A 23992-nucleotide genomic window follows, 5' to 3' on the forward strand; every position below is an offset into this window, starting at 1 on the left:
CCCACGCCTCCGGGTCTCCCGATTCCGGGCACGACCCGTCCGGCACCGCTCCCGCGGCCTCGGCGCGGGACCCCCGGCTGGACCGGCCCTGGCCGGCGCTGTGGTCGATCGTGCTGGGATTCTTCATGATCCTGGTGGACACCACCATCGTCACCGTCGCCCTGCCGCGGATGCAGGCGGACCTCGGCGCGGATCTCACGGCGCTGCTGTGGGTGACCAGCGCCTACCTGCTCGCCTATGCGGTGCCGCTGCTGATCACCGGACGCCTCGGCGACCGCATCGGCCTGAAGACGATGTACATGGCGGGGCTCGCGGTGTTCACGCTGGCCAGCCTGTGGTGCGGCCTGGCCGGAGGGGTCGGCATGCTGATCCTCGCCCGGGTGGTGCAGGGGCTGGGCGCCGGGATGATGACCCCGCAGACGATGTCGATGATCACCCGCCTGTTCCCGCCTGCGCGGCGGGGCGAGGCGATGGCGCTGTGGGGCGCCACGGCCGGGGTGGCGACCCTGGTGGGCCCGGTCGCCGGCGGGCTGCTGGTGGACGGTCCCGGCTGGGAATGGATCTTCTTCGTGAACCTGCCGGTGGGGGCCATCGGCCTGGTGCTCGCGGCCCGCCATGTGCCCCGCTTCGAGCGGCGCGCGCACTCCTTCGACGGGCTGGGCGTGGTGCTCTCCGCGGTGGGGCTGTTCCTGCTGGTCTTCGGCATCCAGGAGGGCAACACCTACGACTGGGGGACGATCACCGACTCCCTGCGCATCGGCCCGTGGGAGACGGGGCTGCCGGTGAGCGTGCCGGGGATGATCATCGGCGGCATCGTCGTGATGGCGGTGTTCGTCGGGTGGCAGGCGATCAACCGGCGCGAACCGCTGGTGCCGCTGTCGCTGTTCCGCGACCGCAACTTCTCCGTCGCGAACATCGCGATCGCGATGATGGGCGCGACCGTGCTGACGCTGTCCTTCCCGATCACCCTGTACTTCCAGCGGGTGCTGGGCATGTCCCCCACGCAGGCGGCGCTGATGACGGTGCCGATGGCGCTGGTCTCCGGGGGCCTGGCCCCGTTCGTCGGCCGATGGATGAGCATCGTCAACCCGCGCTGGCTGGCCGTGGGCGGGTTCGTGTCCCTGGCGGCGGGCCTGTTCTGGCTCTCGCGGATCATGGCCCCGGGCGCGTCGATCGTGCTGCTCCTGCTGCCGTTCTTCCTGGTGGGACTGGGCAACGCCCTGATCTGGGGTCCGCTGTCGATGACAGCGACGCGCAACCTGCCGCCCTCGATGGCCGGCGCCGGCTCCGGGGTCTACAACGAGACCCGGCAGATCGGCTCCGTGCTGGGCTCGGCCGCCATCGCGACCGTCATGAACGATCGCATCGCCGCCCGCTTCCAGGACGCCCTCGGCGGCGCGGCCCCCGCACCGGGCGCCGGCGGGGAGGGGGCGCGCGCGGCGGAGCTGCCGGCGATGCTGCACGAGCCCTTCGCCCACGCCATGTCCGATGCCCTGCTGCTGCCGGTGGCGCTGTCCCTGGTGGGAGTCCTCGCCGCGCTGGCCATCGGCCGGCCGGTGGACCGCGGGGTGTGGGAGAAGGGCTGACCGGCATCGGCCGGCTCCGGCACGGACCAGACGAGGAGCTCCGGCACGGATCAGACGAGGAATCGTGCCGCCGCGGCCACGGCGAGCGCCAGGAACGCGAGCGGGAACGCGAGGTTGTGCAGGACCCGCGCCCGCAGGTGCGCCGCGACCGCCCCGAGGTAGAAGAGGACCAGGCCGATGCCGGCGGCGAGGCCGACCGGGGCCAGGCCCGCGAGGCCGGCGACCAGCCCCAGGATCCCGGCGATCTTCGGTGCCGCCATCCAGGGCACGCTGCCCGGCGGCAGTCCGACCTCGGCGGAGTTGGCCAGCACGAAGCGGGCCCGGGCGAGGTCCGCGACGGCGATCACCGCGTTGGCGAGGATGCCGGCGAGGACCGCCGCCGTGAGCACGGCGCTCATCGGGTCGCATCCGCGCGGTATTCGCCGATGACCTGCATCGGGACCGGCGGGACGGGCCCTCCGGCGCGCTGCGCGATCAGCGTGCGCAGCTCCGCGGCCTCGGGCAGCGCCGGCAGGGGGTTGGCGACGCCCTCCTCCAGCGCCAGCATCAGCAGGAACTCCGGGCTCTCCCGCGCCCGCACGGCGGTGTAGGTGACGCCGGCGGGGGCGGCATCGGCCAGGGCGGCGAGCACGCGGCCGATGCTCTCCTCGAGCTCGGCGGCATGCGCGGCATCGGTGCGGAACCGGACGATCTGTACACTCACGAGCGTTCTCCTCGGTGCAGGGCTGTTGTGGGTCGTTCACCCGTCATGACGCCCCTCCCACCGGAAAGGTGACCTCCCGGATGGCACTTCTCGACGCCTATTCCGCCGAGCGCCCGCGCCTGCTGTCGCTCGCCCATCGGATCCTCGGCTCGACGCACGATGCGGAGGACGCCGTGCAGCAGGCGTGGCTGCGCGCGCAGGCCGCCCGCCCCGACGAGATCCGCGACCCCGCCGCCTGGCTCACCACCGTGACGGCCCGGCTGTGCCTGGACCAGCTGCGGGCCCGACGCCGCCGCGAGGAGTCCTCGCTCCCGCCCGAGCACCTGCTGCCTGCCCAGGTGGCCGCCGACGAGGAGATGATGCGCCGGGAGGACGTCTCCCGGGCGCTGCTGGTCCTGCTCTCGCGGCTGTCCGCCGCGCAGCGCGTCGCCTTCGTGCTGCATGACCTGTTCGGCGTCCCGTTCGTCGAGGTCGCGGCGGTGCTCGGGACCTCGGTCGCGAGCGCGAAGAAGCAGGCCAGCCGGGCGCGGCTGCGGCTGCACGCCTCCCCCGCCGACGCCGCAGGGTCGCGGGAGCCGTCGCCGGCGGTGCTCGAGGAGCATGCGCGCGTCCTGGAGGCGTTCCTCGCCGCCGCACGCGAGGGCCGGATGGAGGAGCTGCTCGCCCTCCTGGCCCCGGATGCGGTCCGCACCGCGCATCCCTCGCTGCTGCGCGACGGAGCGCCGCCGGAGGTGACCGGCGCCCGTGCCGTCGCCGAGGAGACCCGCGGCTTCCTGGACCGGATCCGTGCGAGCACGATCCTGCTGGTGGACGGCGAGCCGGCCGCCGTGATCGCCCCGGGCGGCCGCCCCGTCGCGCTCGTGCGCATCGGCGTCGCCGGAGGGCGGATCGCGCGCGTGGACATCGGCCCGCTCCCGGCACGCAGCCGGCTGCGGGCCGCGCCGCTACCCTGAGCCCATGCCTTCCGCCTCTCGCCGGCCCCGTGCCCTGCGCCTGCTGCTGGGCCTGATCGCCGCGCTGGGCGTGCTCGTGCTCGTCGCCGCCGGCGGGTTCCTGGTCTGGGCGAACGTCGGCGTGATGGACGCGGAGGAGGCCCCGTACGCGGCCGTCCTGGAGGATCCCGGCATCGTGGTCCGCTCGTCCCGCGAGGCCCTCGTGCTGCTGCCCGGCGATGCGACCGCGAGCAGCCCCGAGGGCAACGGCGCGCCCACGGCCCCGGCGATGGGCCTCGTCTTCTACCCCGGGGCGAAGGTCGAGGCGGAGGCATACGCCGCGCGGCTGTCCGCCCTGGTCACCGAGCACGAGGTGGCCGTCGTGATCGTCCGGCCCGCCTTGCATCTGGCCCTGTTCGACCGGCGCGGGCTCAGCACCTTCACCGACCTCGTGCCGGAGGCCGGCACCTGGATGGTCGGCGGGCATTCCATGGGCGGGGTGCGGGCCTGCCAGGTCGCGGCCGAGGCCGATGCCCTGGTCCTGTTCGGCTCGTACTGCGCGACCGACCTCTCCGGGACGGACCTGCCGGTCCTCAGCCTCGGCGGCAGTGAGGACGGGCTGTCGACGCCGCAGAAGATCGCCGACGCCCGCCCCCTGCTGCCCGCCGACGCCGAGCTCGTCGAGATCCCCGGCGCGAGCCACGCCAGCTTCGGCGACTACGGACCGCAGGCGGGCGACGGCACCCCCACGATCGACGACGGCGCCATGACCGCCGAGGTCACGCAGCAGATCTCCGGCCTCATGACGGACCTCGCCCTGACCTGAGGCGACGCCGGGATCATGCGCCGGTGGGGACTTCTCCCCATCGTCGGCGCCCGGCCCCCGCTCTAGGATCGGCTCCACCCCGGCCGGACCGGGCGGATCGGGAGGTGCGGCGATGACGCTGGGACGACGGTCCCTGCTGGGAGCGGGCCTCACGGGCCTGCTCGGCGCGGCGACGCTGACCGGCTGCACCGCCGAGACGCAGCCCTGGGACGACCTGGGCGCGGAGCCGCTCGCCCTCTCGGACGAGGTCACATGGGACCTCACGGAGATCCCTGCGGCTTCCCGCATGCCCCTGGAGACGCCCGAGGCCTCCTACCAGGTCACCGCCCACCGCCTCACCGGCTCCCTCTTCCCCGGCGAGGTCGAGGTCATCACCGGCTCCCGGCCCGAGGAGCCCGTCCCGGCACCGCCCGGGGAGGCCTTCCTCCTGGTCCGCCTGCAGGCGGACTTCCGCCCGTGGCCCTTCGCCTCGCTCGACGCCTCCGAGGCGACGACGCTGGAGCTGTCCGTCCGCCGCCCCGGGTCCGAGGAACCGAGCCGGCTCGAGCTGCCCGACCCGACGCTGGGCGCGCCGCTGCTGCTGCGGGTAGCCGCGGACGCCGCCCCGGAGGACGTCGTGCTGCAGGCGACGAGCCTCGGCGCGGTCCAGCAGCTGAGCCTCCTGGACGGGTCCCGGCTCCGCTCCGACATCGAGCACATCTACGGCCGGATGCGCACGGTCGGCTACTCCGCGACGCCGCTGGTGCGGGTCCTCCAGGCGGAACAGGCCGCGGCGGACGGCGCCCAGGACGCCCTGGACCTGGACATCACGCAGATCGTGCTCACCCCGCTGGTCCCGGCCCTCGGCTGGCCGGGCGACGGGCTGCAGATGCTCGGCGCCGAGGTCGCTCCGCAGCAGCGCTTCACACGCAGCGACGGCGCCATGATCGCCCTGCCCGCCACGGTGAGCGGCCGGCTCGACCTGCCCGACGGCACGGCCGTCGACGCCGTGGACGTCGCCTCGACCGGGGCCGTCTACGCCTCCGGCCAGTTCTCCCGGGAGTCCTTCCTGCTGTGGTTCCCGGTCCCCGTCGATCTCGCGGCCGCCGCCCTCCACCTGGACGTGCAGCCGTTCCCCCGGACCGAGGGCCTCGCCGGCGCTCTCGGCATCGAGGCCGGTGCGCAGCGGGCGCTGACCTTCGCCGCCGATGCGGGCGAGAGCTGAGGAGAGGCCGATGACCAGGACCCCGCACGCCGGAGGCATCGGCCGCCGCCCCGTGCTCGGTGCCGCCGGCGCCGGAGCCGTGGTGCTGCTGCTGGCAGCCTGCGGCGAGGACTCCGAGGAGCTCGAGGCGGGGCTGGTCGCGGTCCGGGACCGCGGCGGCTTCGCCGCCGACTGGCTCGAGGAGCTGGACGGCGGGCCGGACCAGAGCCTGGAGCTCCCGGGCGTGCGCTACACCGTCACGGCGGTGGGCCGCCCCGGGACCGTGCGCGGCTCCGACGCCGCCGACCTGGGGCTCCCCGTCCCCGCCGAGCCGTATCGCACGATGCTGCGCCCGGCGCGCGGGGAGGTGCTGCACGTCGCCGTGGTCACCTCGACGGACCCCACGATCATGGCTCCGGACGTCCAGCCGGATGCGGACCGCACCGAGCGCATCGTCCGCGACGGCCACCTGGTGGATCGGACGATGAGCGCGCTGGACCTCGACCCGCCCCGCCTGGGCGGCGCCGCGCTGGTGGTCGCCTCCGTCCCCGAGGACGCCGCCCCGGACCATCTGGTCCTCGAGGTCACCACGGCCGGCCGCGTCCAGCGGATGAGCCTGATCGACGGCAGCCGGACCTCCTCCGACCTCGAGCCCTGGTACGAGCGGTCCGTCGCCGTGGACGCCGCTGCCCGCTGGTGGCAGCGTTCGGCCGCCGACCTCGACGCCCCCGCGCCGCACCTGGCCGGGTTCGTGACGGCGACCGGGCTGGTCCCGGCGGTGCACGGCATGGCCTGGCCCGAGAAGGGCCATGCGGTGCTGGCGCTGTCCGTGACCCGGCTGCCCGCCCCGCCCGGCACGACGGACCGCAGCACCCTCGAGCTGATCCTCGCCGACGGCACCCCGGCACCTCCCCTGGGCCGCCCCACCGACCAGCTCGCGATGATCGGGGAGTCCTCCGAGCTGGCGTGCTTCCAGGTCCCCGAGGGCATCGAGAGCGCCACCGCCCGCCTGCACCTGGCCCTCGAAGCGGCCGACGGCACCGCCCACGACCTGGGCGTCGAGGACGTCGCCGTGACGGTCACCCGCGAGGACCGCTGACGACGCAGCCGCAGCTCAGCCCGCGGGCGAGGCGGCGTCCACGGCGGCCGGAGCAGAGGTCAGCCCACGGCCTGGGCGGCAACCACGGCGGCCGGAGAGCAGGTCAGCCCGCGGCCGTTTCGGACGCCTCGGGGACCGGTGCGACCTCGAGCCCCTTGCGGCGCACCCGCTCGCGGCCCCAGGCCCCCAGGGGCAGCAGCGCCTCGTTCAGCGCCGCACCGGACTCCGTGAGCGAGTACTCGACCTTCGGCGGGACCTCGGCATACACGGTGCGCAGGACGAGGCCATCGGCCTCCATCTCCCGCAGATGCTGGGCGAGCATCTTCTCGCTCACCCCGGGGAGCGCCCGGCGCAGCTCGGAGAACCGGCGCACGCCGTGGGCATGCAGCTCCCACAGCACGAGCCCCTTCCACTTCCCGCTCACGACGTCGAGCGCGGCGTCGATCCCGCAGATGTACGGGCCGGTCCTCGGTGCTCTCGCCATGCCGCCTCTTCGCTTACTCGCCGGTGAGCACCGCAGGAAGAAGTGTGTACTTCCCGACCCGCCGGTGCCCGGCCAGTATGGCCGCATGACGAACACCCCCTCAACTCCCTCGGCCCCCGCCGCGCCCGTCACCGTGATCGGCCTCGGCCCGATGGGCCAGGCGATGTCCCGCGCCCTGCTGGAGGCCGGCCATCCGGTCACGGTGTGGAACCGCACGCCCCGGCGCGCCGACGCCCTCGTCGAGGCCGGAGCGCGCCGGGCGGACTCCCCGCGCGAGGCGGTGGAGGCCACCGGGCTGACCCTTCTCAGCCTCACCGACTACCGCGCGATGCACGACATCCTCGACGGCACGACGTCCGCGCTGGCCGGACGGACGCTGGTCAACCTCAGCTCCGACACCCCGGCGGCGACCCGGGACGCGGCCGCGTGGGCCGCATCCCACGGCGCCTCCTTCCTCACCGGAGGGCTGATGGTGCCCGCGCCGATGCTCGGGACCGAGCGCGCCTACGCGTTCTACAGCGGGGATGAGGAGGCATTCGCCGCTCATCGGGCGACCCTCGCCCGCATCGCCGCGCCGCGGTTCCTGGGGGCCGATCCGGGCCGCGCCCAGCTGATGTACCAGGCGCATCTGGACGTCTTCCTCACGACCCTGGCCGGGTTCGCCCATGCCACCGCCCTGGCCGGATCCGCCGGGATCACGGCGCAGGAGTTCCTCCCCGAGGTGATGCAGCTGTTCCGTGCGATCCCGGAGATGATCGCGCCGGACGGCATCGAGGCCCTCGGGGCGCGGATCGACGCCGAGGAGCACCCCGGCGAGGGCAGCAGCGTCACCATGATGGGCGCGACCGCCGACCACGTCCACGCGGCCAGCACGGTCGTCGGGATCGACACCACCCTGTCGGGCGCGGTGCAGGGCCACTACCGGCGGGCGATCGCCGACGGCGGCGGCGCAGAGGGATGGACACGGATCATCTCCGGCATCCGCGCCCCGCGACCGACGGCCTGAGCAGACCTGGCTGCAAGAATACGCAAGTCGAGAATCCGTCAGGTCCCGCCCCGCGACGCGGCGCCGATGGTCCGTCAGACCAGGCCCAACCCCTGGCCACCAGACCACCTCTCGACGAGCCTGCCGGAGCCGTGTACTCTCCGACACACTCCCTGCAGGTTTATGCAAGTTCTTGCAGTCAGGTTTCCCGGCGACGCGGCCGGGACGGCAGTCCGATGGCGGGCTGCACCCACGAAGAGGAGAGTTCCATGCAGTTCACGTCCGAGAGCGGCCCCGGCGGGGCGGCCCCGCACCGTCCCGGCAGGCCGGGCCTGCACCATCGCGGCGCCGCGCCGGCCCGTCCCGGCATGCCGGCCCCCGCCCGACCCGGCGCACGAGCCCTCGCCCAGGTGGTCGCCGCGCTGGCGCTGGCGTTCCTGGTCGCGTGCAGCGGCCTCAGCGCTCCCCCGCGGGCCGCCGATGCCGCGCCGCCGGTGCCCGCCACGGGGGCGGAGTCGCCCCAGGGCCGCGGCGACGTCATCCTGAACCTGTTCCAGTGGACCTGGGACGCGGTGGCCGCGGAGTGCACGAGCACCATCGGCCCCGCAGGCTTCGGCTACGTGCAGGTCTCGCCGCCGCAGGAGACCATCCGCGGCACCGAGTGGTGGACCTCGTACCAGCCGGTCAGCTACCGGATCGAGGGCAAGCTCGGCACCCGCGCCGAGTTCGCGGCCATGGTCGATTCCTGCAACGACGCCGGCGTCGAGGTGATCGCGGACGCCGTCATCAACCACACCACCGGGGCGGGCAACGGCAGCGGCACCGGCGTGGCCGGCACCCCCTACGGGGTCGACGACTTCCCCGGCCTGTACGGCGCGGAGGACTTCCACGACTGCCGCACCGACATCTCCGACTACACGAACCGCTGGCAGGTGCAGAACTGCCGGCTGGTCGGCCTGCAGGACCTGCGCACCGAGTCCGAGGACGTGCGCACCACCATCGCCGCCTACATGAACGACCTCCTGGACCTGGGGGTGGCCGGGTTCCGCATCGATGCGGCCAAGCACATCCCCGCCGAGGACCTGGTGGCCATCAAGGCCAAGCTGTCGGACCCGGACGTGTACTGGGTGCAGGAGGTCATCGGCGCCCCCGGCGAGCCGATCCAGCCCTCGGAGTACCTGGGCTCGGGCGACTCCCACGAGTTCGCGTACGCCCGCGAGCTGAAGACCCGCTTCGACGGCCAGATCAAGGACCTGCGGACCATCGGCGACGGGAAGCTGCCCTCGGCGAGCGCGGGCGTGTTCGTGGACAACCACGACACCGAGCGCAACGGCGAGACCATGAACGAGACGTGGGGCGCGAAGTACGTCCTGGCCAACACGTTCATGCTGTCCTGGCCGTACGGCTCGCCGTCGGTGTACTCCGGCTACCGCTTCACCGACAAGGACGCGGGCGTCCCCGGATCGACCGAGACGACAGTGCCCGATGCGGACTGCGCGAGCGCGACCTGGACCTGCACCCAGCGCTGGACGGAGATCCGGGGCATGGTCGGCTTCCACAACCAGGTCGCCGGCACCGAGGTGACGAACTGGTGGGACGACGGCGGCAACCACATCGCCTACGGCCGCGGCGCGAAGGGCTACGTGAGCATCAACAACACCGGCGGCTCCGTCACCCGCACCTATCAGACCTCGCTCCCGGCCGGGACGTACTGCGACGTGATCGCGGCCGATGACTGCTCGCAGACGATCACCGTCGCCGCCGACGGCACGTTCACCGCGACGCTGCCGGCCTACGGGGCGCTCGCCCTGCATGTCGGCGCCCTGTCCGGCGGGGACGCCCCGCAGGAGGGCGACCCGACGACGGTCGCGGTCGACTTCGCCGTCACCGCCAGCACCGTGTGGGGGCAGGACGTCTACGTCGTGGGCAGCATCCCGCAGCTCGGCGCGTGGAACACCGGCGCGGCGGTGAAGCTCTCCGCCGCGACCTACCCGACGTGGACCGGCGCGGTGGATGTGCCGGCGGGAACGACCTTCGAGTACAAGTACATCAAGAAGGACGCCAGCGGCGCCGTGACCTGGGAGTCCGGGGCGAACCGCACCGCGACGGCCACCAGCTCCGACGACGGCACCGGCCAGGACACCTGGAGGTAGCCGCCTGGGCACCCCGGGGCGGTGTCGCCCCGGGGCCCGCGGGACCGCAGGGTCCCGCGGGACCGTGGGGCGGCGCGGGACCGCAGTGCCCCGCGAGACCGCAGTGCCCTCCGGGACAGCAGTGCCCCGCGCGACCGCAGTGCCCTCCGGGATCGTGCGGCGGCGCCTGGAGGAATTGCAGGCGTACGTACCAATTTCGGCGCGTCACTGGTACGGCAGGCTGCAATCGCTCGAGCGTCCGACACCGGCATCCCGGCACCTCGGCAGCCCGGCATCTCGGCCCCTCATCTCGGCATCCCGGTATCCCGGCACCTGGGCGTCTCGGCGGGCGCGGTCAGCTGCGGCGGCCGCGTCCGCCCAGCCAGTCCAGGGCGCGGCGCACGCCGCGGCCGGGCGGGCCCAGGTGCCCGAGGGCCCGGGTGACGCCGGTGTCCTCCCAGGGATGCCGTTCGTGCTCGGGCCTGCGGCGACGCCGCACCTCCCATTCGCCGAGGCGGACGCTGAGCGCCTCCACGCTCGCCTCGAGTCCGCGCAGGTGCGCGGATTCCTGGAGGTGGAGCTCGATCCGCGCGCGCAGGGCCTCGTCCTCCGCGCGCGCTCGGGCGGCGCGGCCGATGCCCCGGGTCCACCACAGGCCTCCGAGGGCGACCAGCAGCACGGCGCTGCCGAGGAAGCTGGAGTCGGTGGCCTGCAGCAGGAGCGTCACCCCGCAGGCGAGGGTCGCCGCCCAGACGGCCACCCGCCCGGCGGTGTCCAGCAGGCGCAGCAGGCCGGGGACGGGGCGCACGGCGTCCACGGCCACGACCAGCACGTGCGCGAGGGCGACGAGCATCGCGGCGAGCATGACGGTGCCGATGCGCTTCTCCCCCGCGCCGACGCCGGTCTCGACGAGGACGACGCGGGCCAGCGCCCCGATCGAGGAGCCCAGCAGCACGCCGGCGATCGCGCAGATCAGAACGGTGCGGCGCCAGTCGGGGTAGCGGCCGTCGATGTCGCGGCGCAGCAGCGGGATCACGGCGGCCTCTCCTTCCGGCGCGGCGGCGGCTGCCGGAAGGGCAGCTCGGGTCGCCTCCTACCGTAGGTCCTCCGGCGCGGTCGCGCCGCCGTCGACCGGGCCGGTCCGCCTGGTCACACCGTCCGCTCAGCGCCTCGGCGCGGTCAGCCGCGCAGCAGCGGGGCGATCTCCCGGGCCCAGGCGGCCACGGCGGGCAGGTCCCGGAAGTCGCCCTCGGGGGTGCGCATCGACCGCAGCAGCAGCCGCTCGTGCAGCGGGATGCGGTCCATGAGCACCCAGCCGGCGAGGTTGCGCACGGCGACCGGCTCGAAGGGCGCCTCGGCGAGGAAGGCATCGGTGGCCTTCTGCTTTCCCTGCTTCGCCGGGTCCGATGCGGAGCCCGAGCAGGAGAACAGCGCGACGGGCCGCTGCCCGAGGGCCTCGGCGTGGCGGCGGGTCCACTGGACGAAGGGCTTCTCGTAGGACTCCACGCGCACCGCCGAGCCGATCACGGCCGCCTCGTGCGCGGAGGGTTCCGGGTCCTCGAGGACGTGGACGACCTGCGGATCCAGGCCCAGGTCGGTGAGGGTCTCGGCGATCTGCTCGGCGAGGGTGCGGGTGGCTCCGGAGTGGGTGGCGTAGGCGATGAGGACGCTCATGGGCCCAGCGTGCCACCTGCCGGGCTCGTCCGTCGGACCCTGCGGGTAGACATGCCTCAGCTCCGACCCGGGAGCCAGAACGCGGAGGCGGGACGATGACGCAGGACGAGAGAGGCACGAGCGCGGCGGATCCGCTCGCCCACTGGGACATCCGCGACGAGCACGCGGCGAGCTACATCCACGCCCGGCTCTCCCAGCTCGCGATGCGCCGCGCCGGGGTGGAGCTGGAGGACGAGCAGAACGTGCTGCTCGACAACTGGATCAGCGGGCTCCGCGAGGCGGGCGCGGTGGTCGACTACCGGCCCGAGACCCGCGAGGGGTTCTTCCTCGTGTACGCCCGCGAGGGCATCGACACCGACGTGGTGCGCCGCGCCGACCGCTGAGCAGGATCCCCCACGCTCCGGGGCACGGTCACCGGGCACGGGGCCGGCGGGAAATACCGGGCACGGGTCCAGCGGGAAATCAGGTCACCTCCCCGGCGTCCTGCCTGATAGACATGCCCTGCGGCCGGCACCGAGCGGAGCCGTGCGACCAGCGCGGAGGGGAAGGGCGGGATGCCCATGAGCGGGATGCCGATGAGCCGGACACCGAGCGCGGAGGTCGCCGCGCTGCGCGCGGCCTATGACGACACGCTGCGCACCGAGGCGGAGATGCACGGCGCCCTCGCGGTGACGCGCATCGGCCCGCTGTGGCTGGGCGAGTTCCCCGGCGGGCGCGGCTTCATCTCCTACCGCGACCTGGTCGGGGCCGATGTGCCGGCCCTCGTCGCATCGGCCGCCGCGCACCTCGCGCAGCACCCGGAGATCCTCGAGGCCGAGTGGAAGTCCCGCGCGCATGACGATGCCCCCGGGCTGGCCGAGGCGCTGCGCGCCCACGGCTTCGTCCCCGGGGAGGCGGAGTCGGTGATGCTCGGCGAGGCCGCGCTGCTCGCCGTCGACGTCCCGCTGCCCGACGGCGTCACCCTGCGGCGCATCACCGAGGAGGCGGACGTGCGCCGCATGGGCGCCATGCAGGAGGAGGTGTTCGGCTCCCCCGCCCACGTCGAGGAGCTGCTGTCCAGCCTCGCCGGAGACCCGTCGATCGAGTGCTGGATCGCCGAGGCCGGGGGCGAGGTCATCAGCGCCGGGCGCCTCCACCCCGTGCCCGGCACCGAGGTCGCCGGGATCTGGGGCGGCGCGACCCTGCCGGCGTGGCGGGGTCGCGGCATCTACCGTGCGCTCACCGCGGCCCGCGCCCGATCCGCCCTGCGCGGCGGGAGGACCCTGATCCACAGCGACTCGACGCCGTACTCCCGGCCGATCCTGGAGCGCTACGGCTTCGTGAAGGTCACCGAGACGACCCCGTGGGAGTGGCGACGGCTCTGAGGACGTCGCACGCGACTCATGCCGAGGCGATCGCCTCCTGCGCCTGGGCCACGAAATCGTCGGCCGCCGCGGAAGGCTCCGCGTTCCCGAAGGCGACGTCCTGGCTCACGCGGGAGAACGCGTCCAGCAGCGTGCTGTAGCCGACGGGCCAGGGTCCGGGCGCCTCGCCCGTCGACCCGGTGATCGACTCGACGTAGGCGATCGCCCGACCCTCGGGCGTGTCCGGCGCTGCCGCCAGCAGCTCGCGCGAGCTCTCCGACGGCGGCACGCCCAGCGTGAGGCCGATGGACCGGACGGCCTCTTCGTCGTTCACCATGAAGTCGATGAGCTGCGCCGCGCCCTCCGGGTTCGCGCTGGTGGCGGCGACGCACCACAGATCCAGCGCCTTGACGAACTGCCCCGAGAGATCGCCGGCGGTCATGCCGGGGACGGGCGCGACCTCGAGCGGCGCCTCGGGGAGGAAGGGCTGGTAGAACGCGATCTGCTGGACCCAGCCGAACTCGACGGCGGCGTTGCCGAGCGACAGCGGAGAGTTCTCGAAGCCGCCGGCCTCCGCCGTGATGTCGGCCGGCGGCACCGCCTTCGCCGCGCGCAGACCCTGCCAGAGGGCGAACCATTCCTCCACGAGCTCCGCCGTTCCCGCGTAGCCCTCCTCGGTGAACTGGTCGATGCCGTGCTGCCGCGCCCACACCTCGAAGATCTGGAAGCTGCCGCTCGCATCGGTGGAGCCGTAGACGCCCTCCCCTGCGGCTCCCGCCAGGGACCGGCAGAACTCGGCGAAGTCGTCCCAGCTCCACGCGGCCGGCAGCGCGATCCCGTGCTCCTCCGCGAGCCGAGTGTTGCGGAAGGTCGCGTGGGTGATCGAGGACTGGCCGATGCCGAAGGTCCCTCCGCCGACGTCGCCGGAGGCGGCGACATCGGCGTCCAGCGAGGAGATGTCCAGGGCGTCGCCGATGAAGTCGGAGAGGTCCAGCAGCGCCCCGCGATCGGCGTACTCCTGGAAGTACGACATCGACATGCGGAACACGTCGGGGCCCTGCCCGCCCGCGGTCTGGGTGGCGAGCTTGTCCCAGTAGGCGGAGAACTCGGCCTTCTCCGAGGTGACGGGGATGTCGGGGTGGGCGGTCGTGAACGCGGCGAGGGCGCCGTCGACGCCCTCGTGCACCGGGACCCCGCCGTACCAGGAGACCAGGAGCCCCTCGGCACGGCCGTTCCCTCCTCCGCCGGCGCCCGGTCCGCAGCCGGCGAGAGCCGCCGGTGCCAGCAGCGCCGCGGTGCCGAGCATCGCTCGTCGGGAGGGAACGGGGCGTGGGGAGTCGAGCACCTGCCGGGTGGCGAGTGGCAGCCGGGCGGCGGTCGGTGTGCTCGCGGTGGATGCGTGGTCTGCGGACATGGTGACCTCCGGGGGTCATGGTGCCCGGGGAAGGCCCGGGCTTCCGGGTTCTCGGGTTCTCCTCACGGCCGGGGATCGGCCCACCGCCAGTTGTGCGCGGGCGTGCTCGGGCGGTATGCGCCGACGGGCAGGTCGTCGGCGACGCGGAGCAGCCACTGCACGAGCCGGCGGTTCAGCGCGTCGCGCGCCTCCGCGGTCTGCGGCGCGTCGATGAGGTTGGTGAGCTCGGCCGGGTCCTCGCGCAGGTCATAGAGGAACGCCTCGCCGGTGTCGTCGACGATCAGCTTGAGATCGCCTTCGACCACCATGCGCATCTCGCCGCTCTGGGTGACGCTGTTGAGCTCGTCGAAGCTGCGACCCTCGTAGGGGAAGTGCAACGGCGGGCGGTCCTCCTCGTGATACGAGACGCCGCCGTAGCCGTGCTCCGCATACATCGAGGAGAACTCCTCCGCCGGGGCATCGTCCCCGGCCAGCAGCGGGGCGAGGGATCGGCCCTGCACCCCCGGCGGGATCCCGGTCCCCACGAGCTCGGCGAGGGTCGGCAGCACGTCGACGATCGAGACGAGCTCCTCGCGCTCCTGTCGGTCCACACCGGGCCCGCAGACCCCGAAGGGAATCCGGACCAGGGAATCGGGGAGTCCCGCGCCCTTGCGCTGCAGACCGTACTCGCCGACGAGATCCCCATGGTCGCTGAGGACCAGCACGACGGTGTCCTCGAGAGTGTCGCCCAGATGGTCGAGGAGCCGGGCGATCTGATCGTCGATCAGGCGCAGCATCCCCAGGTAGTTCGCGCGGAGCCGTCGCCACTCCGCGTCGAACCCGGGCCGCTTCCCCTCGATCAGCCGATGAAGCCAGCGGAAGCGCCACCCGAGCCGGTCGAGGACCTCGGGCCCGGCGGTGCGCTCCGGGACCGAATCCGGGGGGAACAGCGAGAAGTACGGCTCGGGCACCTGGTAGGGGTTGTGCGGCTCGGGGAAGGAGACCCAGAGGAAGAACGGCCGCGCCGGGTCCGCGGCGTCGACGGCGTCGATCGCCCCGTCGACGATGCGGTGCGGCAGCTGCGATGCGACGGGGAACGGCGTCGGCTCGTGCGCGACGGCATGGTCCAGGTCGTGCAGCCAGGAGTCGAAGGCGGCATGCTCGGCCGTCTCCTGCGGGCCGCCGTCGTGCATGAACGGCCCGTGGAAGGTGTCGAAGTCCTGCGGGCCGGGATGCATGTGGGGCTTGCCGGAGAAATGCAGCGAGTAGTCGGCCTCACGCAGCACGTCCAGGAGGTCCCGGGAGTAGAGGGCATGCTGGGCCGTGGAGTTCTGCCGCACGCGGTGGGCGGAGGGGAAGCGCCCGGTGAGCAGGCTCGTGCGCGCGGGCACGCAGGCCGGGGCGCTGGTGTAAGCCCGGGGGAAGCGGGTGCCGCGGCGCACCAGCGCATCGGTGCGGGGCATGGCATCCGGCCCGCCCTGGGCGGCGGTGAAGCCGATGCGCTGCTGATCGGTCATCAGCACGAGGATGTTCGGACGGTCGTGCGGCATCGGCGCAGATCCTTCCTGATCGGTGGCGGGGCGGTGTCGGGAGGGAGGGCAGCCGGGGCGGATCGGGCCGGGGCCGACGGACGTCAGGCGCCGGTCACCTCCCAGCTGAGCACCGTGATCGAGTGCGCCGGGACGACGTACCCGCCGTCGTCGATCTGTGCCGTGGTCACCCGCGGGGCGATGGCCTCCGGCGCCTCGAACGTGTTCGCGGCCCACAGGTCCTCGGCATCGGCGCCGAGGGTCATGACCTCCACCGGTCCGGTCACCTGCTGCCCGCCCACCACGAGCTCGGCGCGGATGTCCTGGTCGGCGGAGCGGTTGATCATCGCGAGGTGGCGCCGCCGGCCGTCCTCGGAGTCGCTGGCGCTGACGTCGAGGAGGCTCACCGTGCCGGGGACGGTGACGCAGTGCGCCGCGCCGCCCCAGCCCACCTCGTGGCGCACCGGCACGGTCGCCGAGGGGGCGAGGACCTGCGCCGGGACGGGGCGGACCCCGAAGTGGTTGAGGTAGAGGTCCCACACGTGGAAGGTCGCCGAGCGCACCAGTCCGTCCTCGCGCACGGCCAGCAGGCCGTTGGCGTTGACCAGGTTGACCGTGTTCGCCATGGTCACCGGCACCGCGTTGCCGGCCGTGCGGTGGATCGCATGGAAGACCCCGGCGTAGAACAGGGCATCGGCCAGGGTGCGGGGCGAGTACCGGCTGACCCGCCATCCGTTCTCCCCGGCCGTGCCGGGTGCATCGGCCGGGCCGGAGGTGTCCCGAGGGGCGATGCCGCCGTCGGCACCGGGCTCGGGCTCCGGCCAGGAGCACGGCTCGTAGTGGCGCATGTTCCATTCGTCCAGCGAGATGGCGAGGGGCGTGCGGACGTCGTGCCGGACCGCTGCGGCCGCCAGCTTCTCGGAGAACCCCTGCAGCACCGTCTCGACATGCACGGCCTGGGAGACGACGGCGTCGAACTCCTCGCGGGTGCGTTCGACGAGGTGGAAGTCGGCGCCGTAGACGTGCACGGAGATCCAGTCGGTCGCCTCCCCGAGGACCCGGACCAGCTCGTCGGTCCAGTCGTCGCGGTCCAGGCCGACCGTCACGACGGCGATGCCGGGGTCGACGGCACGCATGAAGCGGATGTGCTCCAAGGCGTCCGCCGTGTACTGCCCGATGGGCCGGTGCCCCATCTGCCACGGTCCGTAGACCTCGTTGCCGATGCCCCAGATCGGCACCGGACGCGCGGGGTCGATGCCGTCGGCCGCACGCCGGCGCGTCATCCCCGTGTCCCCCGTGTGGTTGCAGTACTCGACCCAGCGCACCGCGTCATCGACGCTGCGGCAGCTATGGGCGAGGTAGGGCGTGGCTCCGGTGGCCTCGCACCAGGCGAGGAACTCCGGGGTGCCGAAGCGGTTGGACTCCTCGCTCCCCCAGGCCAGCTCCAGGCGGCGGGGCCGCTGGTCGCGCGGTCCCGTCCCGTCCTGCCACCAGTAGGCGGAGGTGAAGTTGCCACCGGGCCAGCGCACCACCGGCATCCCGAGCGCACGGCAGGCGTCGATGACGTCCTGCCGGCAGCCGGCCAGGGGACCGTCCCCACTCACCGACAGCGGGGATCCCTCGTCGAAGACGCCGCCCTCGATGTTGCGGAAGAACGCGGACTCGAGGAAGTGGCCATAGATCATCGGGTCGATGCGGTGGATGTCAGGTGCAGGGGCGAGGTCGATCTGCGCGGTGAGCGGGGCGGATGCGGTGGGCGCTGCGGGAGGCATGGGGCTCCTGTTCGAGGTGGTGCGGCGGGACGGTGAGGTGCGACGGTGGAACGGGTCGGTGGGGGGCGTCGCCCGGCGAGGTCAGCCCTTGATGCCGCTGGTCGAGACGCCCTCGATGATCCAGCGCTGGGCGACGACGTAGAGGGCGAGCACGGGGGCGCTGGCGATGACGGCGCCGGCCATCATCACGTCGTAGCGGGTGGAGTTCTCCGCCTGCAGCAGCCGCAGCCCGGAGGGCAGGGTCTGCATATCGCTGCTGAACAGGACGAATACGGGCCAGAGGTAGTCGTTCCAGCTGGCCAAGAAGGACAGCACCACCAACGTGGCGACCGCCGGACGGGCCAGCGGAAGCATGATCCGCGCGAAGGTGGACCACTGGGTGCAGCCGTCGACGACCGCGGCCTCCTCGAGCTCCCGCGGGATCGCGGCGAAGAACTGCCGCAGGAAGAACACGCCGAACGCCCCGGCGGCCCCTGGGATGATCAGCGCCGCATAGGAGTTCAGCCATCCCAGGGAGTTCACGATGAGGAAGTGCGGGATGAGCATAACCACGGCCGGCACGAACATGGTCGCGAGGATGACCCCCATCATCAGGCGCCTCCCGCGGAACTCCATGCGGGCGAGGGCGTAGGCAGCCAGGACGGCGAGCACGACGGTGAGCGCGCAGTGCGCGAGGGCGACCAGAAGGCTGTTGCCCACCCAGCGCAGGACGGGCACGGAGTCGTCGCCCAGGATCTGCCGGAACGCCCCGAGGGTGGGCTCCTGCGGCCACAGCCGGAAGTCCGGCGAGACCGATTCGGCGGGCGTCTTGAAGGCGGTGGCGAGCATGTACAGCAGCGGCAGGGCGAACACGCAGGTCAGCCCGATCAGAAGGATCCAGAGGCCGATGCGTCGCATGCGCGGCCTACGACGGGGCGGAAGGACGGCAGTCATCGTCTACACCTTTCCCACGAGTCGGAAGACCTGGTTGACCAGCAGGCTCGCGGCGATCAGGCACACGGCGAGGATCATGCTCATGGCGCTCGCCATGCCGATGTCGTAGGAGCGCATGCCGGTCTGGGCGATGTAGCCGATGGCGGTGCGGGTGGCGCCGCCTGGCTGCTCCTGGGTGATCAGCGCCGACTGCCCGTACATGTTGGCCGAGGCGATGATGGTGATGACGACGACGAACTGGAGCACGCCGCGCATGTGCGGAATGGTCACCACCCACAGTCGCCGCCAAGCCCCGGCGCCGTCGATGCGGGCGGCTTCGTGCAGCTCCCCGGGCACGTCCTGGAGGGCCGCCAGGTAGATCACGGCGTTGAAGCCGACGGTCCACCACACGGTCACCCCGACCAGCGATACCCAGCCGGCCGGCAGCGAGGTGGTCCAGGCGGTCGCATCCGGCAGTCCGATCGCTCCCAGCAGATGGTTGACGGGGCCGACCCGTGCATCGAGCAGGAAGTGCCACAGCACTCCGACGACGGCGACACCCAGCACGTACGGGGCGAAGTAGATGGCGCGGAACAGGGTCCGGCCTCGGAAGCGCAGGTTCAGCAGCAGCGCGAGCGCGAAGGGCACCGTCACCAGGAGCGGCACCGACAGCGCGGTGAAGACCGCTGTCACGCGCATCCCGCGCCAGAACTCCTCGGACAGGACCCCCTTGCCGCTGAGCAAGGTCGCGTAGTTCTCGCTGCCCACGAATCCGCCGCTGTCGAAACCGAGGATCCACTGGCGGGTGCTCGACCAGGCGAGCACGAGGATCGGCGCCAGGACGAACACCGCGAACAGGATCAGGAAGGGGCCGATGAACAGGTAGGGCGTCACCGGGCTGCCCCGGCGGATCCGACGGCGCGCGCCGAGGGGGACGGTGCCGACTGGACTGCGGGACGGGCTGAGGCTCGGAGCGGCGATGCTCATCGATCCTCTCCTCTCGGCGGTCTCCCGCCTGGTTCGGGAGCCCGCGCGGGGCTCCGGGGTCAGATGCCGTACAGCTCGCGGTTGCGGTCGAGCATCTCCTGGGCCGTGGTGACGGCGGCGGCGAGCGCGGCCTCCGGCTCCTCCTCACCGAGCACCGCCCGGCTGACGGCGCGCTGGTAGCTGTCCGCCGCGATCTCCCGGGAGCCGGGCACCTGCTGGAGGAAGAGGAAGCTGTCCAGCACGTCCTCGCTGGCGAGCGGAGCCTGTCGCCGCTGGGTGAACGCTTCGTCCTGCCGGGCGGAGGCACGGGCGGGGATGTTCCCGGAGCCCGCCCAGGTCGCGGAGTTCTCGCTCATCCAGGAGATGAACATGCGGGCGGCCTGGCCGCGGTCCTCATCGGCATCGGCCTGCTTGGTCAGGGCGAAATGATGCGAGTTCGCGAAGACCCCGGGGGCGTCGCCGATCATCGGGAAGGGGCCGATCCCGTACTCCATGCCGTCGGCGGTGTCTTCGATGTCGTTGATGAGCCACAGCAGTTCGTGGATGATCGCCGAGGAGCCGTTCTTGAAGGCGGTCGCCAGGTCGGTGGCGTCCGAGGGGCTGACGCCGCGCACGACGAGGTCGCGCATCCAGGTCAGCGCTGCCACCCCGGCCTCGTCGCCGAAGGTCGCGGTGGTGAGGTCCTCGGAGTAGAGGGAGCCGCCGAACTGACCCAGCAGGCTCACGAAGATCTGCCAGTTGTCCGGGGAGATCCAGAGCGGGGTGGCCACCCCGGAACCCTGCAGCGCCGTGGTCGCGGCGGCGAACTCCTCGGCTGTCGCCGGACCGCTCTCGAGGCCGGCTGCCGCGAGCATCGGTGTGCTCCAGTACTGGGCGACGGTGAACATGTCCAGGGGGATGCCGTAGCGACGGTCCTGGAAGACGCCGCCCTGCCAGACCGCCGGGGTGAAGTCGGATGCGGTGAGGCCGAGGGACTCGGTGAGGTCGTCCAGCGGGACGATCGTGCCGCGGGCGGCGAAGCTCGCCAGCTGGTCCAGGTGCATGGCGGCGACGTCGGGGCCGCTGCCGGCGTCGGTGGCGGTGACGACCTTGGAGTAGAGGTCCGGCCATTCCAGGGAGGACTGCTCGACGGTGATCGCCGGATTCGCCGCGGTGAAGTCTGCGACCAGCTGCTTCATGTAGGGCCCGTCGCCGCCGGTGAAGCCGTTCCAGAAGGTGATGGTGACGTCGGGTCCGTCATAGGTGCCGGAGAACGGCTCTGCCGCGGAGGGTGGGGCCTCCGGCCCGCCGACGGACTGCCCGCCGGAGCAGGCGGCGGCGGTCAGGGCCGTGCCGGCGATCCCCGCTCCGGCCAGCAGGTGCCGGCGTCCTACCGCACGGCGCGCCGTGCTCTGCGCCGCGGGGCCTCCGCTGTCGGGTCCGGATCGTGCGGGGTGGAGCGAAGGCGTCATGGTCTGTTCCTCTCGAAGGAGCCCAGCGAGGTGTCGTAGTCCTTCCCGCCCACCGGATACATCGATGTCATCCAGTGGTAGAAGTTGTCTCCGCGCTCGCGCAGGCGGCGGTACAGCAGGGCAAGGTGGGCGTCGCGCTCGGCGCGGCACTCGGGGAAGTCGTATCGGTTGGTCAGCTCGTGGGGGTCGGCGACGAGGTCGTAGAACTCGTTCACGGACTCGGGGTTGACGATGAGCTTGTACCGGTCGGTGACGAGCATCCGTTGCGGGTAGGGGAAGTGGTGCCCGTGGAATTCGGCGACATAGTCGGTGCGCCACGGCGGCGTCCGGCCGTGCAGGATCGGCAGCAGACTCGTGCCGTCCGGGGTGCGGCCGGGGTCGATGCCGGCGATCTCGCCGATGGTCGCGGTCAGGTCGAGGAGATCGGCGAACTCCGCCCGGTGCTGGGCGGGGCCGCCTCCGGGCGGGCGCACCACTCCGGGCACCCGGTAGATGTCCTCGTACATGGCCGGGCCCTTGTCGTGCAGGCGGTGCGCCCCGGTGAACTCGCCGTGGTCGGCGCTGAAGAACACGGCGGCGTCGTCGTAGACGCCGAGCTCGCGGGCCGCCTCGACGATCCGGCCGATCTCGTGGTCGATCATCGTCACGTACCCCCAGTAGGCGGCGATCAGCGTGCGGCTGGTCGCCTCTTCGAGGGTGTCGAAGGTCCAGTGGGCGGAGTAGTTCGCCTGCACGGGCGGCTTGCCGAGGAAGGTCTCGGCGATCGAGGCGGGCAGCTCGACGTCTTCGGGGTCGTACAGGTCGAAGTACTCGTCGGGAAGGTTGTACGGCAGGTGCGGGCCGAAGAAGTGAGTGGCCAGGAAGAAGGGGGTGCCGTCGCGATGGAACGTCTCCGCGTACTCCCGCAGCCGGGCGATCGCCAGGTCCCCGAGGAACCGTTCGAAGGTCGCCTCGACGCCCTGGTCGAGCCGGGCGGCGAGCAGGTTGCCGGGGCTGCCGTTGGGGAACGTCCCGCGGATCTCGTCGCGCAGCCGGTACGGCGGCAGGTCCCTCTCGGCCAGCCAGCGCTGGTAGGCGGGCAGGTCCACGGGGTTGTGCCAGCCGTGCATATGCAGGGCGTCGAAGCCGAAATCCTCGGCGGTGCGGTGCAGCCCCACGTGCCACTTCCCGGCGAGGCCCACCCGGTAGCCGCGATCGCGCAGGTCGCGGCTGAAGCTCCGGTGCTCCGGCGCGAGGTCCTCGATGTAGCCGACGTTGCGCTCGTAGTTGGCCAGCAGCTGGTGGCGGAACGGCGATTCGCCGGTGAGCAGGCTCGCGCGGGCGGGGGTGCAGATGGCGGTCGGCGTGTAGAAGCGGTCGAAGACTGTGCCCTCGGCGGCCAGCGAGTCCAGCCACGGGGTCTGCACGATGTCGTTGCCGTAACAGGGCAGGGTGTCGACCCGGTGCTGGTCGGTGAGGAAGAAGAACATGTTGGGGCTGGTCACGAGGAGAGCCGTCCCTTCTGATCGGGGTGCGCGAGGGCGACCTCGCGGCCGATGGGGCCGGGCGAGGCCTCGGCCGCGCGCGAGGAAGAGCCGGTATCGGACAGGGCGACGGAAGGGTCCCGCAGCACGAGCGCGATGCCGCCGAGGGCGCCGTCGACCTGGCGGATCCGCCCAGTGCGCACGAGGATCCGCGCAGCCCGCTCGGGCATGAGGTTCGCGGCGAAGGCCGCCTCGAGCGGGTCGGTGAGGTGGTCACCGAGGTCCAGGAGGTCACCGCCGAGCACCACGCCCTGGACGTCGAGCGCCGTGCAGGCGTTGGCGAGGACCACCCCGATCCGATGGCCGGCGTCGGCGACGATGTCACGGCGACGCGCGTCGCCGGCGTCGAGCGCCGCGCGCAGCGCCTCGAGGTCCCGGTGGGCGGTGGCGGCGAGGATCCGTTCTCGGGACACGTACGCCTCCAAGCATCCGCGTTTCCCGCAGCGGCAGGCGGGACCGGAGGGGTCCACGGTCATGTGCCCGAACTCCCCGGCTGTGCCGTGCAGCCCGTCGTAGATCGCACCCTGCGAGATGAGCGCCCCGCCGACCCCGTCCATCAGACGCAGGTAGACGAAGCTCTGCAGCTCCCGGCCGGCACCCCACACGGCCTCCGCGAGCCCGGCCAGGCGCGCGTTGTTGTCCGCCCGAACCTGCCGCGCGACGCGGGCCGTGAAGGTCTCCACGAGCATCCTGGCCACGGCCTCGCGATCCGGGATGCGGCCGGGGACGCCGAGCCCGACAGCGAGGATCTCGCGTCCTCGGAGGTCCAGCTCGCCGAGCAGGGCGAGGGCGGCGCGGACCCGGCGGGGCCAGGGTTCGTCGTGGCCATGGGCGGACGATGCGGTGCCTTCGGTGTGGTGCGCCTCGTCCATGGCCGTGACGGTGACGCGTCGGTGCCCGAACTCGACGCCGAGGATCACGGCGCCGCTCGCGCTGAGCGCCAGGCGCTCCGGCGTGCGGCCGATGCCGCGGCGGGACGGGGCGGTCCCCGCGCTCTCCACCCTGCCGGCGGCCTGCAGCCGCGCGGTCACCGCGGAGATGGTGGCGCGGGAGAGCCCGGTGCGGCGCACCAGCTCGGCACGCGTGGACGGACCCTGCAGGCGCAGCGCCCGCAGGATCTCGTGCTCTGCCCCGCGCAGGGGCCTCGTCGTCCCGGTCGTCATCCCGCCAGCATGCGGGGGGACGGACAGACCCGCAACGACATGCGGTTCTTTCTGTCGACTCGCCGACGAAATGAGTCCGAACCCCGCACGGATCGGCGCCTGCGACCCGACTGGGCACGGGGTCCGCGACAGGCCGGGGACGGCGCTTGCGGCCGGACTGGGCTCGGCCTCCCCACCTGGACGCGGGGGTCCGTCCCCGGCACGATCGGTCCTCTCCGACCTGCACGGCCCTCGTCCCCTGCTGCCGCGAGCGAGGACCACATGCTCGACGCCGGCTCGAGGAGAGCCGTCTCGAGGAACGCCGTGGGGAGGGAA

22 protein-coding genes are annotated in these 23992 nt (G+C 72.8%); 9 read left to right on the forward strand and 13 right to left on the reverse strand.

Annotated elements, in window-relative coordinates; translation table 11 throughout:
* The first annotated feature begins 125 nt into the window (after nt 1-125).
* Nucleotides 126-1586: a DHA2 family efflux MFS transporter permease subunit gene (locus ABD234_RS12580; protein ID WP_344356857.1), complete on the forward strand. Its 1461-nt coding sequence runs from the start codon at nt 126-128 to the stop codon at nt 1584-1586.
* A 50-nt stretch (nt 1587-1636) separates the two neighbouring features.
* Here the strand turns inward: ABD234_RS12580 and ABD234_RS12585 are convergent, their stop codons facing one another.
* Complete coding sequence (locus ABD234_RS12585) at nt 1637-1984, reverse strand: DoxX family protein (RefSeq protein ID WP_344356672.1); 348 nt, start codon at nt 1982-1984, stop codon at nt 1637-1639.
* Nucleotides 1981-2289, reverse strand: a complete 309-nt coding sequence (locus ABD234_RS12590; protein WP_344356675.1) for a hypothetical protein — start codon at nt 2287-2289, stop codon at nt 1981-1983. The genes ABD234_RS12585 and ABD234_RS12590 overlap by 4 nt, the downstream gene beginning before the upstream one ends.
* A gap of 80 nt (nt 2290-2369) precedes the next feature.
* On the opposite strand from ABD234_RS12590, the gene ABD234_RS12595 reads away from it, so the two are divergent.
* The 4 genes from ABD234_RS12595 (at nt 2370) to ABD234_RS12610 (ending at nt 6329) form a co-directional block, all read left to right on the forward strand.
* The gene (locus ABD234_RS12595) at nt 2370-3242 is read left to right on the forward strand and encodes a sigma-70 family RNA polymerase sigma factor (protein WP_344356678.1); all 873 of its coding nucleotides are present in this window, start codon (nt 2370-2372) and stop codon (nt 3240-3242) included.
* A 4-nt stretch (nt 3243-3246) separates the two neighbouring features.
* Nucleotides 3247-4047 (forward strand): alpha/beta hydrolase, encoded by an 801-nt coding sequence (locus tag ABD234_RS12600; protein ID WP_344356681.1) that lies wholly within the window; start codon nt 3247-3249, stop codon nt 4045-4047.
* A gap of 112 nt (nt 4048-4159) precedes the next feature.
* Entirely contained in the window at nt 4160-5251 is a 1092-nt protein-coding gene (locus ABD234_RS12605) for a hypothetical protein (protein ID WP_344356684.1), read from the forward strand.
* 10 nt (nt 5252-5261) lie between these two features.
* Complete coding sequence (locus ABD234_RS12610) at nt 5262-6329, forward strand: hypothetical protein (protein ID WP_344356687.1); 1068 nt, start codon at nt 5262-5264, stop codon at nt 6327-6329.
* A gap of 103 nt (nt 6330-6432) precedes the next feature.
* Here ABD234_RS12610 and ABD234_RS12615 read toward each other — a convergent pair whose 3' ends face one another.
* A complete protein-coding gene (locus ABD234_RS12615; RefSeq protein WP_344356690.1) occupies nt 6433-6813 on the reverse strand; it encodes a winged helix-turn-helix transcriptional regulator in 381 nt (126 codons plus the stop codon).
* Nucleotides 6814-6898: 85 nt separating this feature from the next.
* Here ABD234_RS12615 and ABD234_RS12620 point away from each other — a divergent pair, with 85 nt between their 5' ends.
* Both ABD234_RS12620 and ABD234_RS12625 read left to right on the forward strand, forming a co-directional pair.
* Nucleotides 6899-7819 carry an NAD(P)-dependent oxidoreductase gene (locus ABD234_RS12620; protein WP_344356692.1) on the forward strand — a complete coding sequence of 307 codons (921 nt, stop codon included), beginning with the start codon at nt 6899-6901 and terminating at the stop codon, nt 7817-7819.
* A gap of 248 nt (nt 7820-8067) precedes the next feature.
* Nucleotides 8068-9951, forward strand: a complete 1884-nt coding sequence (locus tag ABD234_RS12625; protein WP_344356694.1) for a carbohydrate-binding module family 20 domain-containing protein — start codon at nt 8068-8070, stop codon at nt 9949-9951.
* Nucleotides 9952-10285: 334 nt separating this feature from the next.
* On the opposite strand, the gene ABD234_RS12630 is transcribed toward ABD234_RS12625, so the two are convergent.
* Together ABD234_RS12630 and ABD234_RS12635 are read right to left on the reverse strand one after the other, a co-directional pair.
* On the reverse strand, nt 10286-10966 hold the full coding sequence (locus tag ABD234_RS12630) for a hypothetical protein (RefSeq protein ID WP_344356697.1): 681 nt from the start codon (nt 10964-10966) through the stop codon (nt 10286-10288).
* Between the two features lie 143 nt (nt 10967-11109).
* The gene (locus ABD234_RS12635; RefSeq protein WP_344356699.1) at nt 11110-11604 is read right to left on the reverse strand and encodes a flavodoxin domain-containing protein; all 495 of its coding nucleotides are present in this window, start codon (nt 11602-11604) and stop codon (nt 11110-11112) included.
* A gap of 95 nt (nt 11605-11699) precedes the next feature.
* Between ABD234_RS12635 and ABD234_RS12640 the strand changes: the two genes are divergently transcribed.
* Nucleotides 11700-11987 (forward strand): hypothetical protein, encoded by a 288-nt coding sequence (locus tag ABD234_RS12640; protein WP_344356703.1) that lies wholly within the window; start codon nt 11700-11702, stop codon nt 11985-11987.
* A 192-nt stretch (nt 11988-12179) separates the two neighbouring features.
* Nucleotides 12180-12968: a GNAT family N-acetyltransferase gene (locus ABD234_RS12645; protein WP_344356706.1), complete on the forward strand. Its 789-nt coding sequence runs from the start codon at nt 12180-12182 to the stop codon at nt 12966-12968.
* A gap of 16 nt (nt 12969-12984) precedes the next feature.
* On the opposite strand, the gene ABD234_RS12650 is transcribed toward ABD234_RS12645, so the two are convergent.
* The 8 genes from ABD234_RS12650 to ABD234_RS12685 all read right to left on the reverse strand — a co-directional run bounded on the left by ABD234_RS12650 (nt 12985) and on the right by ABD234_RS12685 (nt 23677).
* Nucleotides 12985-14361, reverse strand: a complete 1377-nt coding sequence (locus ABD234_RS12650; RefSeq protein ID WP_344356709.1) for an ABC transporter substrate-binding protein — start codon at nt 14359-14361, stop codon at nt 12985-12987.
* Between the two features lie 62 nt (nt 14362-14423).
* Complete coding sequence (locus ABD234_RS12655) at nt 14424-15890, reverse strand: sulfatase-like hydrolase/transferase (RefSeq protein ID WP_344356712.1); 1467 nt, start codon at nt 15888-15890, stop codon at nt 14424-14426.
* A gap of 83 nt (nt 15891-15973) precedes the next feature.
* A complete protein-coding gene (locus ABD234_RS12660) occupies nt 15974-17641 on the reverse strand; it encodes an alpha-L-arabinofuranosidase C-terminal domain-containing protein (RefSeq protein WP_344356715.1) in 1668 nt (555 codons plus the stop codon).
* Between the two features lie 81 nt (nt 17642-17722).
* The gene (locus tag ABD234_RS12665; RefSeq protein ID WP_344356718.1) at nt 17723-18574 is read right to left on the reverse strand and encodes a carbohydrate ABC transporter permease; all 852 of its coding nucleotides are present in this window, start codon (nt 18572-18574) and stop codon (nt 17723-17725) included.
* 3 nt (nt 18575-18577) lie between these two features.
* Nucleotides 18578-19540 (reverse strand): carbohydrate ABC transporter permease, encoded by a 963-nt coding sequence (locus ABD234_RS12670; RefSeq protein WP_344356721.1) that lies wholly within the window; start codon nt 19538-19540, stop codon nt 18578-18580.
* 59 nt (nt 19541-19599) lie between these two features.
* Nucleotides 19600-20991 carry an extracellular solute-binding protein gene (locus ABD234_RS12675; protein ID WP_344356724.1) on the reverse strand — a complete coding sequence of 464 codons (1392 nt, stop codon included), beginning with the start codon at nt 20989-20991 and terminating at the stop codon, nt 19600-19602.
* Complete coding sequence (locus ABD234_RS12680; protein ID WP_344356727.1) at nt 20988-22475, reverse strand: sulfatase family protein; 1488 nt, start codon at nt 22473-22475, stop codon at nt 20988-20990. The genes ABD234_RS12675 and ABD234_RS12680 overlap by 4 nt, the downstream gene beginning before the upstream one ends.
* The gene (locus tag ABD234_RS12685) at nt 22472-23677 is read right to left on the reverse strand and encodes an ROK family transcriptional regulator (RefSeq protein WP_344356729.1); all 1206 of its coding nucleotides are present in this window, start codon (nt 23675-23677) and stop codon (nt 22472-22474) included. The genes ABD234_RS12680 and ABD234_RS12685 overlap by 4 nt, the downstream gene beginning before the upstream one ends.
* Nucleotides 23678-23992 lie beyond the last annotated feature (315 nt).

The sequence above is a fragment of the Brachybacterium phenoliresistens genome (assembly GCF_039530785.1).
GTDB lineage: Bacteria > Actinomycetota > Actinomycetes > Actinomycetales > Dermabacteraceae > Brachybacterium > Brachybacterium phenoliresistens.